Annotated in this window: 16 protein-coding genes; 10 read left to right on the top strand and 6 right to left on the bottom strand. The window is 39.9% G+C overall.

Going from position 1 to position 20,824, the window contains the following annotated elements; translation table 11 throughout:
• The first annotated feature begins 26 nt into the window (after positions 1 to 26).
• A complete protein-coding gene (locus tag ABIB30_RS14475) occupies positions 27 to 1,490 on the top strand; it encodes an outer membrane beta-barrel protein (RefSeq protein WP_354303163.1) in 1,464 nt (487 codons plus the stop codon).
• Positions 1,491 to 1,516: 26 nt separating this feature from the next.
• Here the strand turns inward: ABIB30_RS14475 and ABIB30_RS14470 are convergent, their stop codons facing one another.
• The 5 genes from ABIB30_RS14470 to ABIB30_RS14450 all read right to left on the bottom strand — a co-directional run bounded on the left by ABIB30_RS14470 (position 1,517) and on the right by ABIB30_RS14450 (position 9,827).
• Complete coding sequence (locus ABIB30_RS14470) at positions 1,517 to 2,431, bottom strand: metallophosphoesterase family protein (RefSeq protein WP_354303161.1); 915 nt, start codon at positions 2,429 to 2,431, stop codon at positions 1,517 to 1,519.
• A gap of 94 nt (positions 2,432 to 2,525) precedes the next feature.
• Entirely contained in the window at positions 2,526 to 4,331 is a 1,806-nt protein-coding gene (locus ABIB30_RS14465; protein ID WP_354303159.1) for a RagB/SusD family nutrient uptake outer membrane protein, read from the bottom strand.
• Positions 4,332 to 4,335: 4 nt separating this feature from the next.
• Positions 4,336 to 7,758 carry a TonB-dependent receptor gene (locus ABIB30_RS14460; protein WP_354303157.1) on the bottom strand — a complete coding sequence of 1,141 codons (3,423 nt, stop codon included), beginning with the start codon at positions 7,756 to 7,758 and terminating at the stop codon, positions 4,336 to 4,338.
• A gap of 260 nt (positions 7,759 to 8,018) precedes the next feature.
• On the bottom strand, positions 8,019 to 9,158 hold the full coding sequence (locus ABIB30_RS14455; RefSeq protein WP_354303155.1) for a FecR family protein: 1,140 nt from the start codon (positions 9,156 to 9,158) through the stop codon (positions 8,019 to 8,021).
• A gap of 90 nt (positions 9,159 to 9,248) precedes the next feature.
• Positions 9,249 to 9,827 (bottom strand): RNA polymerase sigma factor, encoded by a 579-nt coding sequence (locus ABIB30_RS14450; protein ID WP_354303153.1) that lies wholly within the window; start codon positions 9,825 to 9,827, stop codon positions 9,249 to 9,251.
• 229 nt (positions 9,828 to 10,056) lie between these two features.
• Here ABIB30_RS14450 and serC point away from each other — a divergent pair, with 229 nt between their 5' ends.
• The 9 genes from serC (at position 10,057) to ABIB30_RS14405 (ending at position 20,041) form a co-directional block, all read left to right on the top strand.
• Positions 10,057 to 11,175: a 3-phosphoserine/phosphohydroxythreonine transaminase gene (gene serC, locus ABIB30_RS14445; RefSeq protein WP_354303151.1), complete on the top strand. Its 1,119-nt coding sequence runs from the start codon at positions 10,057 to 10,059 to the stop codon at positions 11,173 to 11,175.
• Positions 11,162 to 12,337, top strand: a complete 1,176-nt coding sequence (locus tag ABIB30_RS14440; protein ID WP_354303149.1) for a DUF1015 family protein — start codon at positions 11,162 to 11,164, stop codon at positions 12,335 to 12,337. The genes serC and ABIB30_RS14440 overlap by 14 nt, the downstream gene beginning before the upstream one ends.
• Positions 12,338 to 12,521: 184 nt before the next feature.
• A complete protein-coding gene (locus ABIB30_RS14435; protein ID WP_354303147.1) occupies positions 12,522 to 13,127 on the top strand; it encodes a GNAT family N-acetyltransferase in 606 nt (201 codons plus the stop codon).
• Between the two features lie 15 nt (positions 13,128 to 13,142).
• The gene (locus ABIB30_RS14430; RefSeq protein ID WP_354303145.1) at positions 13,143 to 14,273 is read left to right on the top strand and encodes a M20 family metallo-hydrolase; all 1,131 of its coding nucleotides are present in this window, start codon (positions 13,143 to 13,145) and stop codon (positions 14,271 to 14,273) included.
• Between the two features lie 239 nt (positions 14,274 to 14,512).
• Positions 14,513 to 15,757 carry an L-fucose:H+ symporter permease gene (gene fucP / locus ABIB30_RS14425; protein ID WP_354303143.1) on the top strand — a complete coding sequence of 415 codons (1,245 nt, stop codon included), beginning with the start codon at positions 14,513 to 14,515 and terminating at the stop codon, positions 15,755 to 15,757.
• Positions 15,758 to 15,894: 137 nt separating this feature from the next.
• A complete protein-coding gene (locus ABIB30_RS14420) occupies positions 15,895 to 16,728 on the top strand; it encodes an amidohydrolase family protein (RefSeq protein WP_354303141.1) in 834 nt (277 codons plus the stop codon).
• A gap of 21 nt (positions 16,729 to 16,749) precedes the next feature.
• Entirely contained in the window at positions 16,750 to 17,613 is an 864-nt protein-coding gene (locus ABIB30_RS14415; RefSeq protein WP_354303139.1) for an AraC family transcriptional regulator, read from the top strand.
• Positions 17,614 to 17,681: 68 nt separating this feature from the next.
• Positions 17,682 to 18,332 carry an HD domain-containing protein gene (locus tag ABIB30_RS14410; RefSeq protein WP_354303137.1) on the top strand — a complete coding sequence of 217 codons (651 nt, stop codon included), beginning with the start codon at positions 17,682 to 17,684 and terminating at the stop codon, positions 18,330 to 18,332.
• Between the two features lie 59 nt (positions 18,333 to 18,391).
• A complete protein-coding gene (locus ABIB30_RS14405; RefSeq protein ID WP_354303135.1) occupies positions 18,392 to 20,041 on the top strand; it encodes a M28 family metallopeptidase in 1,650 nt (549 codons plus the stop codon).
• 57 nt (positions 20,042 to 20,098) lie between these two features.
• Here the strand turns inward: ABIB30_RS14405 and ABIB30_RS14400 are convergent, their stop codons facing one another.
• Positions 20,099 to 20,758, bottom strand: coding sequence for a metal-dependent transcriptional regulator (locus ABIB30_RS14400; protein WP_354303133.1), 660 nt, complete (start codon positions 20,756 to 20,758; stop codon positions 20,099 to 20,101).
• Positions 20,759 to 20,824: the final 66 nt, after the last annotated feature.

The following is a 20,824-nucleotide window of genomic DNA, read 5'->3' as shown; positions in this document are numbered from 1 at the left end:
AAATGCAAAGAAAATAATAAATACTGATGAATGAAGATAACGAGATAGATCAGCTATTTAAAGATAGATTAAGTGATCCTGAGATCCCTTTCGATGAAATGAATTGGGAAAAGATGGAGCGCAAGCTTGACGGGGGGAAGAAAAAGAGAGTAATTCCACTGTGGATCTATGCTGCGGGTGGTATTGCCGCTGTATTGATGATTTCTTTATACTGGATTTTCTTTGCTGCTGTAAGTTCAGATCAGCAGCAGGTTAAGAATCCACTTACGAATCGCGTGGTGAAACCAGGAAAAGAAGTTTTTCCTTTAACTACTGAGGATTCATTGAAGGTAACAGGTACGGGAGAGACAAGTGTGAAAGTACCAGGTATGGAAAAGCCTGGTATGAAAAAACCAGATGTGGAGGAACCGATTTCAGGTGTATTAGCTGCTGGAAAGTCTGCAGGTGTGCAAAACGGATATATCGCTGAAAATACCAAACAGATAATTGCTTCTTCATTAGCTGAATCAGGAATTGGATCTCCTTTAAGGATTGGATCTCCTATGGGGATTAAGACTTCTAATGGAACAACGGCTCCAATATTGAATGTTTCATCAACGGTATTAAATCCTGGATTAACAACTGTATCGCCTCTATTAAACCCCGTTTCCCCTGTAATAACGACTATTTCTCCTGTTATAACGTCTGCGACGACTATTGCAGCGAATACTAAATCAAAATCAGCTGTCCCAGCTTTGGAAACTGACAGTGCTATCCTGGCCAGAAAGGCCAATGCTTTAGCGCATAGTAAAGATCCATTTGAAAGAGTGGAAGGTTCAGAAATTGCACGTAGTGTGAAAAATAAAATGGAGAAAGCTTTACAGCCACAAAATGATTTAATATTAAGTGCAATGGCTGCGCCTGACATGTCTTTTGCAAAATCCAGTAAACCATCTAAAGTAAGTTCTAATGTGGGCGTGCTGGCTACTTATGCTTTTGGCACTAAATTCAGTATGACATCAGGTGCTATTTATTCACGAAAATTCTATAATTCGGGTGGGGGAGCACCATGGGGCAACACTGGTTATGTACCAGGTTCAGACTGGCAGGTGAGTGCAGATTGTAATGTACTGGATATCCCATTGAATGTAAATTATAAAATATTTAATCAGAAAAAACTATCAGTAAGTTTAAATACAGGACTTTCCAGTTATTTTATGCTGAAAGAAAAGTATCAGTTTACAACAGGACAAGGAGCAGCAGAGAAGGTGACCAATCTGGAAATTGACAATCAGAATCAGCATCTTTTCGGAATCGCAAATGTGTCAGTTAGTTTTGACCATCAGCTCACGCCATCGGTTAGTGTAGGGGTGCAACCTTTTGCAAAATTGCCATTGACAGGGATCGGGTATGGAGATGCAAGTTTAAAATCGGCAGGGGTATCTTTCTCTTTGAATATCGGTTTATTCCCGGCTAAAAAACCCGGGAAATACGCAGCTGTCCGGTACTAAACAACTGCGTATTCAACACCATTTAATTAGATCTTTGTAGTGATATATTTATTCTCCAAAGTACCGTCATCATATAACTTGATAATGGCATATCCCGGAGGCGTTTCCTGATAATAATAAGGTTGTGCAGATTTTTCATCGCCTTTACCCCACCAGAAACCACTCATTGCACCATTGCAATAGTATTCGACACCATTATACCAAGCTCTGTCCAGCAAATGCTGATGTCCGCTTAAGCATACTTTAACTTTATCTTTGTACTTGTAAAATAACTTTTTAAGTTCTTTATGATCACCGTGCTGTCCGCCTTCCCAGGTATTGGTCACTGTTAATACCGGATAATGAGACATCAATAAAACCGGGGTATTTGGTGCAAGTTGTTCCAGTTCATTTTCCAGCCATTTGAACTGTTGTTCATCGAGTGATGTGTTTTTATTGTTGCCATCCAGTATAATAAAATGCCATCCGTTTTTGGAAAAACTATAATATCGATTTGGAATTTTTAATCTTTTAACCACATAGTCTTTTCCATACATCTCATCTTCTTTGGATGGAGCTGCCCACCAGGTATCATGGTTTCCAATACAACTATGTAATTCGTAACCAGATATCTGACTGATACATTTATCCCAAACTGCCCACTGTTCTATCACTTGCTCACGTTTGATATTATCATAATCGGCAGCATGTATACTATCGCCACCATTGAGGAAGAAATCTACTTTTAAATTTTTGATTTCCTGAAGGCATTTTTCGAATCTGCTGGTTGCGTCTTCGAATTGCCTGATATGTACATCAGTAATGTGTGCCACAGTCAATACCAATTTTCTTTTTGGGGCACTTGAGGTTTCAATTGTGGCGGTGGCTGCTTCAGCAGCCTTTCCGAAAGCCAATCCCAAAGCAGCAAGCGGGATAGTTTTTAGTAAGCTTCTTCTTTTCATGATCTGGTGATTTTTTATAGGGGCCTGTTTAGCTTAAACAGGCCCGATGATCTTAAATGATTGTTGTCAAATAATAATGATTGTTGTCAAATGATTACCAGCCCTTAGGTTGTACCAGTTTTGGGTTTAGTAATACTTGCTGGAAGGGGATAGGGAAATAGTAATACTTCGCCTCGTTAAATGATCTTGGCGTACTGATGTTTTCTGGAAACATGATAAAACCTGAAGTCTGATTACTCAGGTAAAAACTGTTACTGTTCAAGTAATACAACACCAGATTTGCCCGCACAGCAGCAGGAATACCAGCAAGCGGATCCGTTTTTTCCGGAGTTTCCAGAATTGCAATGTCTTCCACACCATCACCAGTAACATCCATTGCACCTAATTTGGCGACATAAATTCCCTGGGTAGGTTTTGCTAACAACTGACCAGCTTTCCATCTCAATAAATCAGTATATCTAAAGCCTTCACAAGCAAGTTCCACATTACGTTCACGGCGTATTTCCAGTAAAACGCCTTTATTTCCATTGGAAATCTGCGGATACATGGTCACCAGTACGGGGTCTGGGTTTGCATTTGCCAGGTTCATATTCAAAGGAGATATGCCAGCACGGCTACGTAACTGGTTGATCGTCTGGTCCAGGTCACTTTGCGTAATCGTGCCCAATTCTGCTTTAGCTTCTGCATTGATCAGCAGGGTTTCTGCATACCTGAAAATTGGTAAATCTGAATACTCAGTATATACTTTGGTATTAGGATCTATCGCATAGAATTTGATTTGCGGATAACCCCCAAAAGTAGGCCTGATCAGATTTGGTCTGCCTAAAGTTGTAGAAAATCCTGGAGGCATGATCGTCACGGCCATTCTTGGATCACGGTTCTTGAAAACTTCAGTATAAGGTTTGGTGTCCCATCCAGCACTGGAAGTAAAAGGCGTACCATCCAGCATCAGGTAAGTATCAGCCATCGATTTACTAATAGACCACTGCCAGTCAAAAACATAATGTGTTTCGTTAGCGCGGTTCAAAGCCTGATCAAAATCGCGGTAAAAAAGAATCTCCTTATTGGAACTCAAATCTGCACTGGTAAATATCTTTTGATAATCTTCCCCTTTTTTACCCGTATTGTAGATTGAAAATCCTCCATTCATGATTTCTTTGGAAGCAGTTATCGCTCTTTCCAGAAATGGGGCTGCACTAGCCTGAAGCCCGAGCTCGTCATGGTATTTCCGGAAAGTACCTTCGTAAAGACAAAACCTGGAAAGCATAGCCAGTGCAGCCCATTTCGTAACTCTTGATTTAGTCCCGTCAGCCTTCACATGGCTAACAGCATATTCAAGATCTGCACGGATGGAATCTGCAACGAGTGCGCGCGGGTCTTGTTTTTTATAAAGTGCAGTTTCATCAGTGGCTTCCAGTACGGTCGTGTAATAAGGAACATCACCGTATCTTTTCAACATCTCAAAATAGAAATCAGCTCTGTAAAAACGGGCGATACCAGTAAAATGTGCTACGGTTGCTTTATCTCCCTGAACATCCTGAAGATTATTGAGCATATAGTTTATTCTGCGCAGATTCTGCCAATCCCAGGATTTAGGGGCAACTGTGGTTGCACTGATTTTCCCTCTGATCATGTTGTCAATCTCACTGCCTCCCAGGAAAACGGAGAGGTTGTCTGAAAATACATCGTTTTTTCGCTCCATCACATCATTCAGAGATGTAATTCCAGTCATTTCATAAAAACCATTGCTATAGGTTTCCAGATCGGCAGTAGTTTTGAAAAAATACTTAGGGTTAATAGAGGTTTGCGGCTCTCTTTCCAGGAAGTTCTTTTTACAACCTGTGAGTATAGTTATTGTAAGTACAGCAATAACCAGCGGGGTATAATATCTTGATAACATCTGATTAAAAATTAAGGTTCATACCAAACGAATACGTACGCTGAAAAGGGTAGATATTACCCTGCAATCCTTCTGGATCCAGTTTCACCTTCAGTTTAGAATATTCAAAAAGATTTTCTCCACTCACATAGAAATGTACATTGTCTAATTTGAGTTTCTTCAATATACTTTTGGGAAGCGTATAACCAATAGTTATGTTTTTAACTCTCAAATAAGCCGCGTTCTGCAGATATCTGGTGTTAGGGATACCCAATTCTTCGCCCGTATCTTCGGCCGAATAAGCTTTGATTCTTGGGAAGTAAGCGTTTGGAGTTTCAGGTGACCAGTGATCCATATTCTGGGTTGTCACATTTGTCCAGGGTTGTGCATAAATACCCCAGAAATAAATATTACTTCCTTCAGCATACCAATCTCTTTTGGCTACGCCTTGTATAAATACTCTCACATCAAATCCTTTCCATGCTGCGGAAAGGTCAACACTATAAGGAAGACGGATCTGGCTGTTTCCAATCTTATAAAGATCCCCCGGATTATTCACTGTTTTATCTCCAAAATCTACCTTTCCATCACCATTGCGGTCTTTGAATTTAATATCGCCTACAAAATATTGATAGCGCTGATCGTCTGTACCTACAGCGGTCTGGTTTGCATGATTTTTCAACTCTTCAGCATTCTGAAAGAATCCTTCAGTCTCCAGTCCCCAGATTTCACCAATCTCCATTCCTTCATAATAATTACTTTTACCATCGCTTTTTTTTCCAAATGATTTAGTTGGATTATCAAAGCGGGTAATATAGGCGCGGCTATCACTTAAGGCAAAGGTCGCGTTATAAGAAAACGGTGAGCCTCCAACCTGCACGGCATCTCTCCAGCTCAACCTGACCTCCCAGCCTTTGGTCTTTAAATCTGCAGAGTTAGCGGTAGGGGAGGCTGTACCGAACACACCTGGCAATAATTTTCCGGGAACAAGCATGTTTTTTGTGTACCTGGTATATTTATCCAGATTTAGTTCCAATTTATTGTTGAAAAAATTCAGATCTGCACCGATGTTAATAGTCGAAACCTTTTCCCAGGTGAAATTACTTGATATTGCTGCCGGCGGGTTCACATAATCAGGTTGCTTGCCATCTAAGATCTGACTGTTCTTTTTGCTTTCCATTAAGGCCAGGTAATCGTATTCATTGACAGAGGCCTGGTTGCCCAATACACCGTAAGAGCCTCTTACTTTAAATTGATTCATCCCGATAGCCTCCTTTATTGGTTTGAAAAAAGATTCTTCAGAAATTAACCATCCTGCGGATGCAGAAGGCACAAAAGCCCATCTTTGACCAGGAGCAAAACGGGAGGAGCCGTCATAGCGTCCATTAAATTCGAGCAGGTATTTTTCTTTGAAATTATAATTCAGCCGGTAAAAAATCCCCTGTACTGCCCATTCTCCGATTCTCTCGGTAATGGTTTGATCACCAGTAGCTAAATTTACAGAAGGAATAGCAGTGGAAATCAGTAATTTCCGGGAAGCATAAAAATTGGTGTTGATATAATGTTCCTGATTGTAACCGACCAAACCTGAAATGAAATGATTGCCCAGTTTTTTATGTGCTTCCGTATATAAATTGACTACATCGTATTTGATATTAATATTCCTGTTGGCTGCACTGGAAGTAGAATTGAGCGGGGGTGCTAAGTCAGGTCCTATTTTATAAGCCACCGGAATCTCATAAGATCTCACCAGGGTATCCACTCTTCTGAAGGTTGCATCACCTTTTAAACTCCATATATCTTTAATTAAAGAAGCATCGAAAGAAAAAGTTGTTTGAACAGTGTGGTTGGTAATGTTTTTTCTGCCACCTTCTTTGACTGCACCCAATGAACCTGCTCCTGCAGAAGTCCATGAGCCATCAGGGTTTTTAGGAATGTCCGTAATATTGCTGCGGTTAATCGCCTGGAAATAAGTTTGATCGTCCAGGATAGTCGGTGCTTGATAAGTACCTGCGCTAAATAGGGTGTTATTGGCAATGTTCAGCCATTTCGTAACATTGATATCCACTTTACCGCGCATGTTATACAGGTTGTTTTTCTCTTTAGCATCACGGGCGATTCCATTCTGGCTGAAGTAACCTGCAGACAGGTAGTAACTTAATTTGTCGTTTTTTTGAGAAATCGTTACTCCGGCATTATAGGTAGCTGCAGTTTTGTTATAACCTTCTCTTAACCAGTCTGTATTGCCGATATAAAACCATTTGGTCGGGTCTGCCGGATCGGGCATTACATTAGGTAAGGAAGGATCTAAGGAGCGCAAATGGGCTGCTTCAACTAATTTTGCGTTATAGGCTGGGTTGTATAATGGAAATGCGGCCTCATTTTTCATTTGTAGTACAGTATAAGGATCAGTCACTACTTCAGGTAATTTACCGATTGTTCTGATGCCTGTATAGCTATTCACGCTCACATTCAGTTTGCCGGTTTTTGCCGATTTAGTAGTAATTAATACGACACCAAATGCTGCTCTTGAACCATAGATTGCCGCAGATGCTGCATCTTTCAACACAGAGATACTTTCCACATCAGACGGATTTAGCATTAAGAGTTCTGAAGCAGAGAAAGGTACATTGTCTACTAAGATCAGCGGACTTCCTCCGTTTAAAGAAGTATAACCCCTGATATTAAATTCGGGTGCCGTACCTGCTTTTCCATTGGCAATGGAAATATTCAGGTTGGGAATAAGTCCTTGTAAACCTTGTCCAAGATTGGCAATAGGTCTGTTTTCCAGTTGTTTAGAAGTGATCGCGTCTACAGCTCCGGTCAGGTTTGCTTTTTTCTGCTTACCATAACCAACCACCACGACTTCGGTTAAGTCTGCCAGTACAGGCAATAAGGTAATGTTCATGCTGCCCGGTTGCGTCACTGGCATTTCCTGAGATTTATAGCCTAAATAGGTGAAAATCAGCGTTGCATCTGCATTGGGTACCTTAAATTGGAAGTTTCCATTTTCATCTGTTTTATACCAGGTTTTTGTGCCTTTGATCTGGATAGAAACTGAGGGTAACGGCAAACCTTTTTCATCTATGATCTTTCCTTTGACCTCAATATCTTTAAAAAGACTGATCACCTTATTGATCAGGGAAACTGATAGGGGTTTAATCACAATTGTATTGGCTTCAATTGCATAGGTCAATTGCTGACCTGCAAGACAAGTTTTCATAACCTCATCAATAGAAGCCTGTTTAAAACTTGCGTTGATCATTTTATCAGCCTGTAATTTGTCTTGCTCCCAAAGTACATTGTAGCCCGTTTGTTTCCGGATCTCCCTGAAAATATACTTAATAGCCACATTTTTTCGTATTAAAGAGAGATTTTGGGCATTGCTGCTGGCTGCCGCCTGCAACAGAAACGTAATCATTAAAACTGTAGTAAGTTTCAGGCTCATTATTAATTGTCTTTTAAACGCTTGGTCAAGGCCGGGAATACCGGGCAGCTTAACTGGTAAAAATTTGGCAATGCAGGGACTTAACCTGCGAAAAAAAATAGTATAAATTGTATACATTTGATCGTTTGTTGTGGGTTTTGAATACGCTATCCTGGTTTATTTAATTAATCCCAATAAATCTGCGGTTTACGCCGCATTCCGGTCAGTGATGTTTGCAGCATCACTGACTTTTTTTTAATTGAGATTATATTCGTTGTGGTCTATCTAACGGCTATAATCTTCCTCCCTTCTATTTTAAAGTGTACTGATCCTGTTAATTCCAATGTTTTTAAAACCTGTGAAACCTTCCCAAATCTGGATACGGTACCACTGAAGTGTTTTTGACGCAGTTCTTGCTGCTGAAAGTCAACCTCAACGTCATACCAGCGTTCTACCTTCTTCATGATGTTTTCGAGATTTTCATCATTAAACATGAAAAGACCGTCTTTCCAGGCTAATGCTTCTTCTATATCTACCGGGATTACCTGAATTTGGTTAGTAGTGATGGCTTGCTGACCTGGTTTTAAAAGCTGCTCCTGATGGTTTGCCAATAAAGTAACTTTCACACTTCCCTCGGCGAGTGTTGTTTTGATTTGGTGTTCATCTGTGTAGGCGCTGACATTAAAATGAGTACCCAGCACTTCTATTTTTTGCTGTTCACTTTTCACGATAAACGGCATATGTTTGTTTTTAGCAACCTCGAAATAAGCTTCGCCTTTCAATACTACCTGACGTTGAAGACCGCTGAATCTGGCCGGGAAACTTAAAGAAGAAGCGGCATTGAGCCATACCTTGGTTCCATCAGGCAAATTAACCTGGTACTGGCCGCCTTTAGGAGTTTCAATTGTATTCAAAAGAGACTGCGTTTTAAGTGCTGCCACCTGGCTGCCCTGTATGGTATAAATGAGCTGACCAGTGGTAGTCTTGGTAATCACGCAGCCTGATTGTTTAGCAATCTCTCCATTAACTGCATCATCCAGTACGATTTTTGAACCGTCTGCTAAGGTTAAAAGCGCTTTGTTACTGCCGGGGTTAATATCTGTTTTGGCAAAATCTGCAGTTCCATTTTGTGATATAGAACTGGTTGATCTGGTTCCAAAATATAGCGCAGTAGTCAGGATAAGGATTGCAGCAGCGGCATAACTGCAGATGCGCTGTCTGGACAAGCGCTTTTTATGATTCTCTTTGGTAATATCCGCCCAGAGATGCTGTTCTATTTCCTGATAATCTGGTTCTTCAATTTCTTCTTGCGCATTTGCAGTCTCGTTCAGATACCAGCTTTCTACAAGGGCTTTTTCTTCCGCTGTACAATCGCCCTTCAGGTATTTCGCTATTAATTTTTTCGCTCTTTCGTTTTCCATGGTATCGCTGGTTTAACAGCTCATATAGGGTTAAGAACGTTTGCTCAAAGCTAGGTAGTAGAGGAAATGAAAAAATAATTTAGCGAACTCTTAAAAGTGGAAAAACAGCAGCAGCGCGGTGAGTGTGCCTAATTTTAAACGCAGAATTTTAATCGCGTTGTTCATCTGCTTTTTTACTGTTTTATCTGAGATGTCCATTCGGAAGGCGATCTCTTTATGGGATAAATTTACTTTCCGGCTTAATTCAAAGACTTCCCGCATTTTAGCCGGTAGTTTTGCAATTTCCTTTTCAATATGATTTGCCAGTTCGCGGTTACGCACCAGGTGGTCTGTAATATTTGTGCCTTCATCAATGAATTTTTCCAGCGAATTCATATATTTCTCCTTTACCTTTCCACGCTCAAATAATTTAAGCATACTGTTCCTGACTGATGCGTACAAGAAAGCGGATAAGGAAGTGTGTAAGTCCAGCGTGCCGGATTTTGACCAGACCATCACAAAGACGTCCTGAATGACATCCCTGGCTTCTTCTTCATTTTGCAGGATTTTCCGGGAATAGCGGTACAACAGGCTCCAGTATCTTTTGTAGATTTCGGCATAGGCATGATGATCGCGATCTTTTAAAAGCGCAAGTAATTCATCGTCTGAAAGCGAATCATAAGTGACCATTAACCCATTCTTATATTTGGAACAAAACAACCGTTAATTCTTGAATATACAATTCTTTGTTTATTATTATTTTGTTAAATCTATATCCATCGTATATAAAACATTATTCTGTTGTATAAAGGCCGTTTTGCCAATTTGCAATTGATTATTCTGAAAATTTGCCTTTAATCAGTTTATTTGTCTTTAATGTGCTTCATGCGCAATATCTGGCAATCTTTATTGCATCTTTATGAGTTTCTTAACCAAATATAAATTAAAGATGACGATCCAGATTAAACATAATTTTGGGGCGGGGCCCTGCATCCTTCCTGCCAGCGTATTGGAACAAGCTGCTGAAGCAGTAAAAAACTGGGATAACAGTGGCCTGTCTATCCTTGAAGTTTCTCACCGCTCTCCAAAATTTGAAGAAGTAATGCGCAAAACAGAAGAATTGGTAAGAGAACTCCTGGAGGTACCAGAAGATTATGCAGTCCTGTTTTTACAAGGTGGTGCAAGCACGCAATTCTCGATGATCCCACAAAATTTCTTACAGAAACATCAAAAAGCAGCTTACCTGGATGCCGGCTTATTCGGACATAAATCTATTAAAGAAGCAAAGTATTTTGGTGAAGTAGATATTGTTGGCTCTTCGGCCGGTGCTAGTTATTCAAGAGTGCCCGAAATCGGAGCTGTAAGCAAAGATACTGCGTATTTTCATTGTACGTCCAACAATACTATTGAGGGCACAGAAATGTTCGGCTTTCCGGATTTAGGTATACCGCTGATCTGTGACATGTCTTCAGATATTTTTAGCAGGGTAATTCCGATCAGCCAGTTTGATCTGGTTTATGCCGGTGCACAGAAAAATATGGGCCCTGCGGGAATGACCTTGGTTTTGGTGAAAAATGAATTGCTGGATACGGTGGAACATCCGGTTCCTTCGATGTCTGATTACCGCATTTACCGCGACAACCAAAGTATGTTCAATACACCGCCTGTTTATTCTATTTATGTGGCGATGTTAAATCTTCAATGGTTAAAAGCTAATGGCGGGGTTGCAGAGATTGAAAAAGAAAATATCGCTAAAGCTGCTTTGCTATATGCAGAGATAGAAAGAAATCCGCTGTTTTTTGGGATGGCAGATCAGGAACATCGTTCCAGGGTCAATGTTTGTTTTAAAATGCATGACCAGGCTAAGGAAGAAGACTTTCTGTCTTTTGCCGCAGAAAGAGGAATGGTAGGAATCAAAGGCTACCGGACAGCCGGAGGTTTCAGAGCTTCGCTTTATAATGCGTTGAGGCTGGACTCTGTAAAGGCACTGGTAGCTTGTATGCAAGATTACGAGAAACAGAACTATGGCAACAATTAGACCTTTCGTCGCTTTAAGGCCACAGGAAGTTTATTTAGATAAAATGTTAACCCTCAAAGCTTCTCCCAGTAATGGGGGAAGCAATGGGTTCATTGCCAGGCTGCTGGATAATGGACATCCTGAAAATAAAGAACTGACCAACGCGCATTTGCTGGCGAACCTGAAAAAAATGATGCTTAAAGGTGACTTTTACCAGGAAGAGCATCCTTGTATTTTTATTTATGAAATCACAAAGGGTACCCATACTCAAACAGGGGTTTGGGCGGTAACTGATCTGGATGATTTTGACCGCGGACATATCAAGACTCACGAATCTACGATGAATTGTAATTCCTATAGTTTAATGAACTACCGGAATGAAGTAGGGCTGGAAGGAGATCCTTTACTGTTAATGTACCGGCCAAACCGGCCAATCAGTTTACTGTTAAATCAAATTAAGCAGGCCGAAGCCAGTTCTGTTTATTATTCCAATAAGATTTTTCACAGAATATGGCGTGTATACGATCTAAAGGCAATCCGCGAGCTGAGTTTATGTTTTTCAGCATTGCAGCATGTTTATCTTGCAGATGGGCATCATCGCCTGGTTGCAGCCGCTAAATGCAGGAATATTGAATCTAAAACTTCGCAGGAAACAAGGAATTTTAATTATATCTCTTCTTTTTATCTTTCCAGCGATCAATTAAGTATAAAAGGATCTCACCGGGTTATTATTCCTGCTGATGATGTTTATATCGATCAGGTTTTCAGATCTTTGAAAAAGCTCTTTTCGGTCACTAAATCACCGCGTAATGAACCTGTAATTCCTTCAGTGCCACGTGAATTTGGGTTGTTTATGGAAGATAAATGGTACCGGATGGTTTATAAACTTGCTGATAAAAATGTAATGCCGGATGCTTGTCTGTTACAGCAAAAGGTATTTGAACCTTTATTTAATATTGAAAATCCGGAAACCGATGAACAGTTAATTGCGATAGGTGGTGCTGATGCTTTGAGTGAGATTCAGCAGATTGTAGCAGAAAATCCTGCAGCTATTGCTTTTACACTGGCAGTGATGAATGCAGATCAGTTAATGGATATTGCCCAGCAAGGTATTGTTCTTCCTCCAAAATCTACCTGGATAGAACCGAAAATCCCTTTTGGTTTATTGTTAAGGAAATTATAGTCTGCTGCGGGATTTTACCTTGTTAAAATGAAAATGAACCTTTCCATTTCGGAAGGGTAAGGGGACTGCTTTCTTCAGCCCGAAAAATATAATCCTGCTTTAAATTGCTTTAAAAAGTATTTATCTGAAATCGTCCGGCCGGGCATATCATTTGGGTTTAGGTTTCTAAAAAATTTAGACTAAAATGGAGAATCAAATGATATTTGTGCGTGTTGCCACATTAAATGATATCAGATATGCCGATGAAATAGTTAAAGAGACCGAAGCCTCAGCAATTGTAAGGGGATCAGGAATTGCGAAACGTACTCCTGAATCTATAGCACAAAAAATGCGTGATGGCAAAGCCGTGATTGCGGTGACCAGCAGTGGACAATGGGTAGGTTTCGCTTATTTTCAATCCTATGAAAACAATAAATTCGTTTCTAACTCTGGTTTGATTGTCTCTCCTGCATTCAGGAACTCGGGGGTAGCCAAAGCAATTAAAGAAAGAGTGTTTAAGCTATCCCGAAGAATGTATCCGGAGGCGAAAATTATCAGTATTACCTCAGGTGCAGCAATTATGAAAATGAATTCTGCCCTGGGTTTTGAACCAGTTACTTTCGCTGAAATTACCCACGATGAATTCTTTTGGGAAGGCTGTAAAAGCTGCGTCAACTATGATATTTTACAGGGTAAGAAAAAATGTAACTGTTTGTGTACGGCGATGTTGTTCGATCCCGAGAAAGATCAGGCAGATACTACTCCTGCCGAAATGTTAAGGCATTTTCCCATGTATTTTTTCAGAAGCTAATTAAACTTTGTATTTATGAAAACAGATTTTGAATATCAAACTGATCAGGATTCTTTCTTTCCATATCAGGTGGAATCCTTTGAATTATTAAAAAAATTAATTTCAGCACCTTCCTTTAGCGGGCAGGAGGAAATGACTGCAAATTTAATTGAATCATTTCTCCAGGATAACTATGTATTTACTTTAAGAAAGCACAATAATATATGGTGTTATAATCTTCATTTTGACCATACCAAGCCTACCATTTTGCTGAACTCGCACCATGATACGGTTCGCCCTACAGCTGCTTATACGAAAAACCCTTTTGAACCGGTGGTTTGTGATGGTAAACTTTATGGTTTGGGAAGTAATGATGCAGGCGGGGCATTGGTGTCACTGATCGCAACCTTTCTTCATTTCTTTAAAAGGAGAGATTTGCCTTTTAATATTTGTTTAGCGGCAACGGCCGAAGAAGAGAATTCTGGTGAAAAAGGGCTTAAATCCATATTAGATGATCTGTTGCCTGTTTCTTTTGCGATTGTTGGAGAACCGACCAATATGCAAATGGCCATTGCAGAGAAAGGTTCAATGGTTTTGGATTGTACAGCTTTTGGACGCTCCGGACATGCGGCACGTGAGGAGGGTGATAATGCCATTTACAGGGCCCTAAAAGATATTCAGTGGTTTTCTTCTTATGTATTTCCTATTGAATCCAGGGTGATGGGACCTGTTAAGATGACCGTAACCGAGGTGAATGCTGGTATACAACATAATATTGTGCCTGCAGAGTGTAAGTTCACCGTAGATGTCCGGTTAACGGATGCTTATACTGAAAAAGAGCTTTTACATATTATCCAGAACCATACCTTTTGTGAGTTTACGGTTCGTCCGGGAGTATTGAAACCTTCTTGTATCAATCAACTGCACCCGATTGTTAAAACCGGACTTTCCATTGGAAGAGCAGCTTATATTTCTCCAACAAGTTCTGATCAAGGCTGGCTGGATATGCCTTCTGTAAAAATGGGGCCTGGGGAATCTGCCCGTTCTCATACAGCAGATGAGTTTATTTACCTGGAAGAGATTAAAGAAGGCATGGATATTTACGTGCAGTTACTGGAATCTTTATTTCCTTACCTGGTGAACAACCCTGATTCCAAAAATCAATAAAAATTTTCATTAGTGCTTTTTCCTGGCCCTGGTATTTTAAATACCGGGGCTTTTCTTTTTATATTTAGAAACAGGACTAACTCAGCAGAATGAGCTTTATCAATTCAGACTATTACCTTCAGATTGATGCAGATGTTAAAATAGCTTAATAACTGGATAAACAGGTATTGCTTTTTTTGGTGAAAACATCCTTTCTTTAGCCTAACCAATATAAACTAAAAACGTATAAAACGATAAGAATGAGAAAGAATCAATTTGCTGTAGTGCTGATCATCTCCCTGTTTTTTTTGTGGGGCTTTGCACTCAATTTAAATCCTATCCTTATTCCTCATTTAAAGAAAGCGTGCCAGCTTTCTGATACACAATCTGCATTTATAGACTCAGCTTCTTATATCGCTTATTTCCTGCTGGCTATTCCTGCTGGTAAATTCATGAAAAGGTTTGGCTATAAAGGGGGGATTGTATTGGGCTTATTGCTATTTGCTACCGGGGCTTTTCTTTTTTATCCCGCAGCAGTAACCAGGTCTTATGTCTTCTTTTTAATTGCACTTTTTATTATAGCCAGCGGGCTCGCTTTCCTGGAAACTGCTGCCAATCCATATATCACTGTACTGGGAGATGAAAAAGGAGCAACTCAGCGCTTAAACTTCGCGCAGTCTTTCAACGGACTTGCGTCTACGCTGGCGCCATTTTTAGGAGGAATGTTTATTCTGTCTGGCCAAACGCTGGATGCAAAAGCAGAAGCTGCCATGAGTCCGGAACAGCTGAATATTTATTTAAACCATGAAGCTTCTTCTGTTAAAATACCTTTTTTAATTATAGGGGCCGTGGTTTTACTGGTTGCTGTTTTTTTGATCAGAACCCCCTTGCCCGAAATCGAAGACCGTGAGGGAGATTCAGCTAGTGAAGGGTCTTTATTGAAGGAGAAAAATTTGATGCTTGGGGTAACTGCCCAGTTTTTCTACGTAGGAGCGCAGGTGTGTGTGGCAAGCTTTTTTATCAGGTTCTCCTCACAAGTAGCCGGCATTGCAGAGAAATCTGCAGCAATGTATCTTTCGGGGGCTTTACTTGGATTTATGGCCGGCAGATTTATAGGAACTTTCTTAATGCAGTATATTTTTCCTTCTAAATTGCTGGCAATTTATAGTGTGATTAACATAGCATTGATTTTTGCTGCGGTAACCACTACTGGTATGACCGCAGTATACTCCTTATTGGGAGTGGAGTTTTTTATGTCTATTATGTTCCCGACTATCTTTTCATTAAGTATCCGTGGGTTGGGTTCCAGAATGAAAGAAGGTTCTTCTTTAGTTATTATGGCTATTGTTGGTGGGGCAGTATTTCCTGTGATTATGGGTAAAGTATCAGACATGACAAATATCCATACCGCTTATATTGTACCAGCTGCGTGTTTTGCCGTTGTTTTCTATTTTGCACTGACTAACCTTAAAGTAAAGAAAATCAAGTTGAGCACAGCACATTAAAGTCTGACTACTGTACCAGAAAACTTGACTACCGTACCAGAAAATTTGGCCAATGTAACAGGGGATTTCGACACTGTACCGGAAAACTTAACCATTACACATTAAAATTTGATTATTACGCATTAAAGTTGAAAAGGATGAAGATTGATGCACACCAGCATTTCTGGAAATATGATACCCTGAAACATGACTGGATCAGTGATGAAATGGCTGTGATCCGTCGTGACTTTTTACCTGAGCATCTTGCTGGTGTACTTCAGGAAAATGACATAGACGGATGTATCGCTGTTCAGGCAGATCAATCGGTTGAAGAAACGGAATTTTTGCTGCAGTTAGCTGCTTCGCATGATTTTATCAAGGGAATAGTTGGCTGGGTTGATTTTCGGGCAGCCGATTTGCAAACGAGTCTTGAATATTATAGTCAGTTTAAAAAACTGAAAGGCTTCAGACATATTTTGCAGGGGGAAAAACAGCGCGATCTTTGTCTTGAAAAATCTTTTCAGGATGGAATTGCTTTATTGGCACCCTATGGGTTCACTTATGATATTCTGATTCATCAGGATCAGTTGCCATTTATTCCAGCATTTGTAGCCCGTTTTCCAGATCAGCGTTTTGTAATTGATCATATCGCAAAACCGGGCATTAAAGAAAAAGACATCAGGAATTGGAAAAAGGATATAGAATTGGTTGCTTTGCAGGAGAATGTTTCCTGTAAAATTTCTGGCCTGGTTACAGAGGCAGATCTGAAAGCATGGACAAAAGAAGACTTTATTCCTTACCTGGATGTAGTTGTAAATGCTTTTGGTAAAGACAGGATCATGTATGGGTCAGATTGGCCGGTCTGTTTAGCTGCAGGAAATTATAAAGCGGTGCTGGAATTGGTGAAATCGTATTTTAGTTCTTTTTCTGCCGCAGAACAACAGCTTTTTTTTGGAGGAAATGCGATTGCGTTTTATCAGTTAAAAGGATAAAATTTATTTGAGGGGGTAGAGATGACAAATTCAACTGTAATTACAAAAGATATTGATATTTCTTTAGCGGATTCTTTTTCGGCTGCTTATTTACCTGCAGAATCTTTTGAGCTGTATCAGGATTACAAGATTAGTTTCAATCAGTTCCTTTTTTTTAAAAAGGGAAGAGGCAAAATAGAGATCGACGGAGAAGATTTTACCATTGCTGCGAACAGCCTGATTTTGGTGGCTAAAAATCAAGTTTATTCTTTTCAGGCTAATCAGGGGTTAGCAGCATATAGCCTTTGTTTTGGAGATTGTTTCTGGGAGAAAACACCGGTCAGCGCAAATAATTGTAAGGCCACTTTATTCAATGATGCCTCAGCGCATCAATTTTTGCAACTGCAAAAAGAAGATGCTGCAGATCTTTTCAGGTTATTTAATGATATTCTGGTGGAATTTGAATCGGCAGATTATACAAATAAAGGAGATGTCCTTGCTGCTTTTCTTAAAATTCTGATGATTAAGGCCGCTAATCTGCATGCGCTGCTGGCGAAGATTACCGATCAGAACGATCATAAAATTTACCAGCATTTTATAGAGTTGCTGGCTGCTAATTACCAGGTATCACATGATGTGACTTTCTTTGCTGATAAACTCAATATTTCCAACAGAAAACTGACTGCTTTGTGCAGGAAACATGCTGATAAAGGAGCAAAAGAGATTATTCAACTGCAATTGGTTGTAGAAGCAAAACGATTTTTACAATTCAGCTCCAGATCAATCAAGGAGATAGCTGCAATGCTGAATTTCTCCAATCCTTACCAGTTTAGTCACTTTTTTAAGAAAAACACTTCTTTCCCACCAGAAAGGTACCGGAAACAAGTGACCGGTTTTGGCATGTGATCTACGCATTCTGACATTTTATACCGTTGATGCAGCCCTTAATTTTGGAGGTATAAAAAATAGCATTTATGTCAGTTATTCAACCAAAATCTGTTGCCGGAATTGTGATTCCCGACAGTAAAATTGCAACTCAGGCTACCGGATTACTTCGTGAATATGGTACTGAATTTATCTACAACCATTCCTTAAGAGTTTTTCTTTTCTCTGCTTTAAAAGGAAATAGAGAAAGATTTGTCTATGATCCTGAGCTATTATATGTGAGCTCTGTTTTTCATGATCTGGGCCTGACTAAAAAATATTCAAGTGCGGATAAGCGTTTTGAGGTAGATGGTGCGAATGCAGCACGTGATTTCCTGAAAGGCCATGGTTTGCCGGAAGATTCTTTACAACTAGTCTGGGATACTATTGCTTTTCATACCACTATCGGCATTGCTGAATACAAAGAGCCAGAAGTTGCTTTGATGTATTCTGGTGTTGGTTTAGATGTGATGGGCGAGGGGTATGAACAATTAAGTACTGCCCATAGAGAGGAGATCATTTCGGTCTTTCCAAGAACAGACTTCAAAAAGAAAATCATTCCGGCTTTCTTCTCTGGTTTTGAACATAAAACGGAAACTACTTTTGGTAATATTAAAGCAGATGTATGTGCTTATATGATTCCAAACTTCCAGCGGAAGAACTTTTGTGACTGTATTTTATGTTCACCCTGGTCTGAATAATGCAGGATGGCTTGCTGCAATTTTGATTATTTGTAATAAATTGAGCAAAATTTGTCAGCATGAAGAAAACTATCCTTTATTTAGCCGTTGCCGGTTCCTGCTTTGCTGCCTGTAAATCAGGTGAAAATAGCCAGGCATCAGCCTCTCCAGATTCTGTAGCCATTAAAATGATTAATGATTCCAGCTTTGCCACCCATATTCGTGTTTTAGCCTCGGATGAGTTCCAGGGACGTAAGCCATTCACTGTCGGAGAAACGAAATCTATCAATTACCTGAAAGAACAATTCAGTTTGCTGGGACTTAAACCTGGTAACGAGGATAGTTATTTTCAGGAAGTACCGATGGTAGAGATTAAATCTGCTCCTGAAAGTAAAATGGTATTCAAGGGGGCAGGAGGTGAAGTGACGGCAGATTACCTGACTGGTTTCGTTGCCGCGACCAAAAGGGTACAGCCAGAAGTAAAACTGACGAATTCAAGTCTTGTATTTGCAGGTTATGGAATTGTTGCCCCTGAGTATAAATGGAACGATTATGCAGGCCTGGATGTGAAAGGGAAAACTGTAGTCGTGATGATCAATGATCCTGGATTTGCAGATTCAACACAGTTCAGAGGAAAAAACATGACTTATTATGGTCGCTGGACTTACAAATTTGAAGAAGCTGCCCGTCAGGGAGCGGCGGGTATATTGATTATTCATGATACTGAGCCGGCGGCTTATCCATGGTCTGTAGTGCGTAGTGGCTGGTCAAAATCCAAGTTGCAGGCAGAAGAAAAAGATAACAATATGTCAAGAGCTATTGTGGAAGGCTGGATCAGTATGGATATTGCCAAATCTTTACTGAAGCTTGGTGGACAGTCCGAAGCTATCTTTAAAGCAGCAGGTAAGCCAGGTTTTACAGCGGTAGATTTGAAATTGAGTACTTCATTGACGATTAAGAATACGATTAAAAAATCGATATCAAATAATGTAGTGGCTATCATTCCTGGTACTAAAAGACCAAAGGAAAATATCATTTATTCTGCACACTGGGATCATTTAGGTATTGGTGAGAAAGTGAATGGTGATTCTATTTATAACGGAGCGGTCGATAATGCCACAGGTGTGGCAGCTTTACTGGAAATTGCGTCAGCTTTTCAAAAGTCACCACACAAACCTGAACGTTCTATTGTATTTGTCTCTTTTACCGGAGAAGAACAAGGTTTGATCGGTTCAGAATATTATGCTAAACATCCGGTTTATCCGGTTAGCCAGACGGTTGCTGATATCAATATGGATATGATGGGAATTGCCGGGAAAACAAAGGATATCGTTGTTTATGGTTATGGACAATCAGATTTAGAAGACTATGCAGAAGTGTCTGCGAAGAAACAAGGCAGGGTGATTGTAAAAGATCCTGTTCCTTCATCTGGTTTGTATTACCGTTCTGACCATTTTAACTTCGCTAAAGTGGGGATCCCGTCCTTATTTACAGGTTCGGGAGTAGATAACATACAGCATGGAAGGGCATGGGGATTAAAACAGGTAGCTGAATATACGAAGTCACGATACCATGCACCTGGTGATAACTTTGACGCGATTACAGACAGAAGTGGAATGGTGGAAGATGCGCGTTTATTATTTGATATGGGCTATCGCCTAAGTAATGAAACAACTTATCCGAAATGGAAAAATGGTTCTGAATTTAAAGCAATAAGAGAGAAAAAGTAATATTAAATTGATCAGGAGATTCATTTAATAAGTCTTCTGATCAATTTATCATTTTTATTAATCAATAATCAGCAGGATATTATCAGTCATCTTGCTGGATACTGTTTTTGGGGCACTGCCATCAATGACAATCACCATAGACTGATCGAAATCTAATTTATCCACAACTTCTATTTTCGAACCCAGCCCTAAGTTAAGCTGTTTCAGGTATTTCAAAAATGGAGTGGAGGTATCTCTTACACTACCCACTTTACCTGCCTGGTTAATCTCCAACTCGCTTAGGCGTTTATTTGCATAGACTGGCATTTTGCCATTGGAAGCAGGAATAGGATCTCCATGCGGATCAAATGCCGGGTTCCCTAAAAAATCATCTAATTTTTTTGCCAGTTGTTCATCATGGATATGCTCCAGCTGTTCTGCGATATGATGAACCTCGTGCCAGTCATAATTTAGTTTTTCTACTAAAAAGACTTCCCATAATCTATGTTTACGGATAATATCAAGGGCAACAGTTTCTCCGGCAACAGTTAGAATTGCTCCCTGAGTTTTATCATAAGTAATTAATTCTTTCTCTTTTAATTTTCTCAGCATATCAATTACTGAAGCAGGATTGTTTTCCAGCGCATCAGCTATGGCCTTAAGACTGACCTTGTTTTCACTTTTACTGATGTGATAAATCGTTTTCAGATAGTTTTCCTCAGAATAGGTTTTCTTCATTTTATAGCTTCTCCGGCACAAAAGTAAATAAATATTACTTACTCTATTGAATTTGATATAACTAAT

Origin of the sequence: Pedobacter sp. UYP1 (assembly GCF_040547305.1) — a bacterium.
Taxonomy (GTDB): domain Bacteria; phylum Bacteroidota; class Bacteroidia; order Sphingobacteriales; family Sphingobacteriaceae; genus Pedobacter.
The sequence above is the reverse complement of the archived record's forward strand: the minus strand, read 5'-3'. Positions and strand labels throughout refer to the sequence as shown.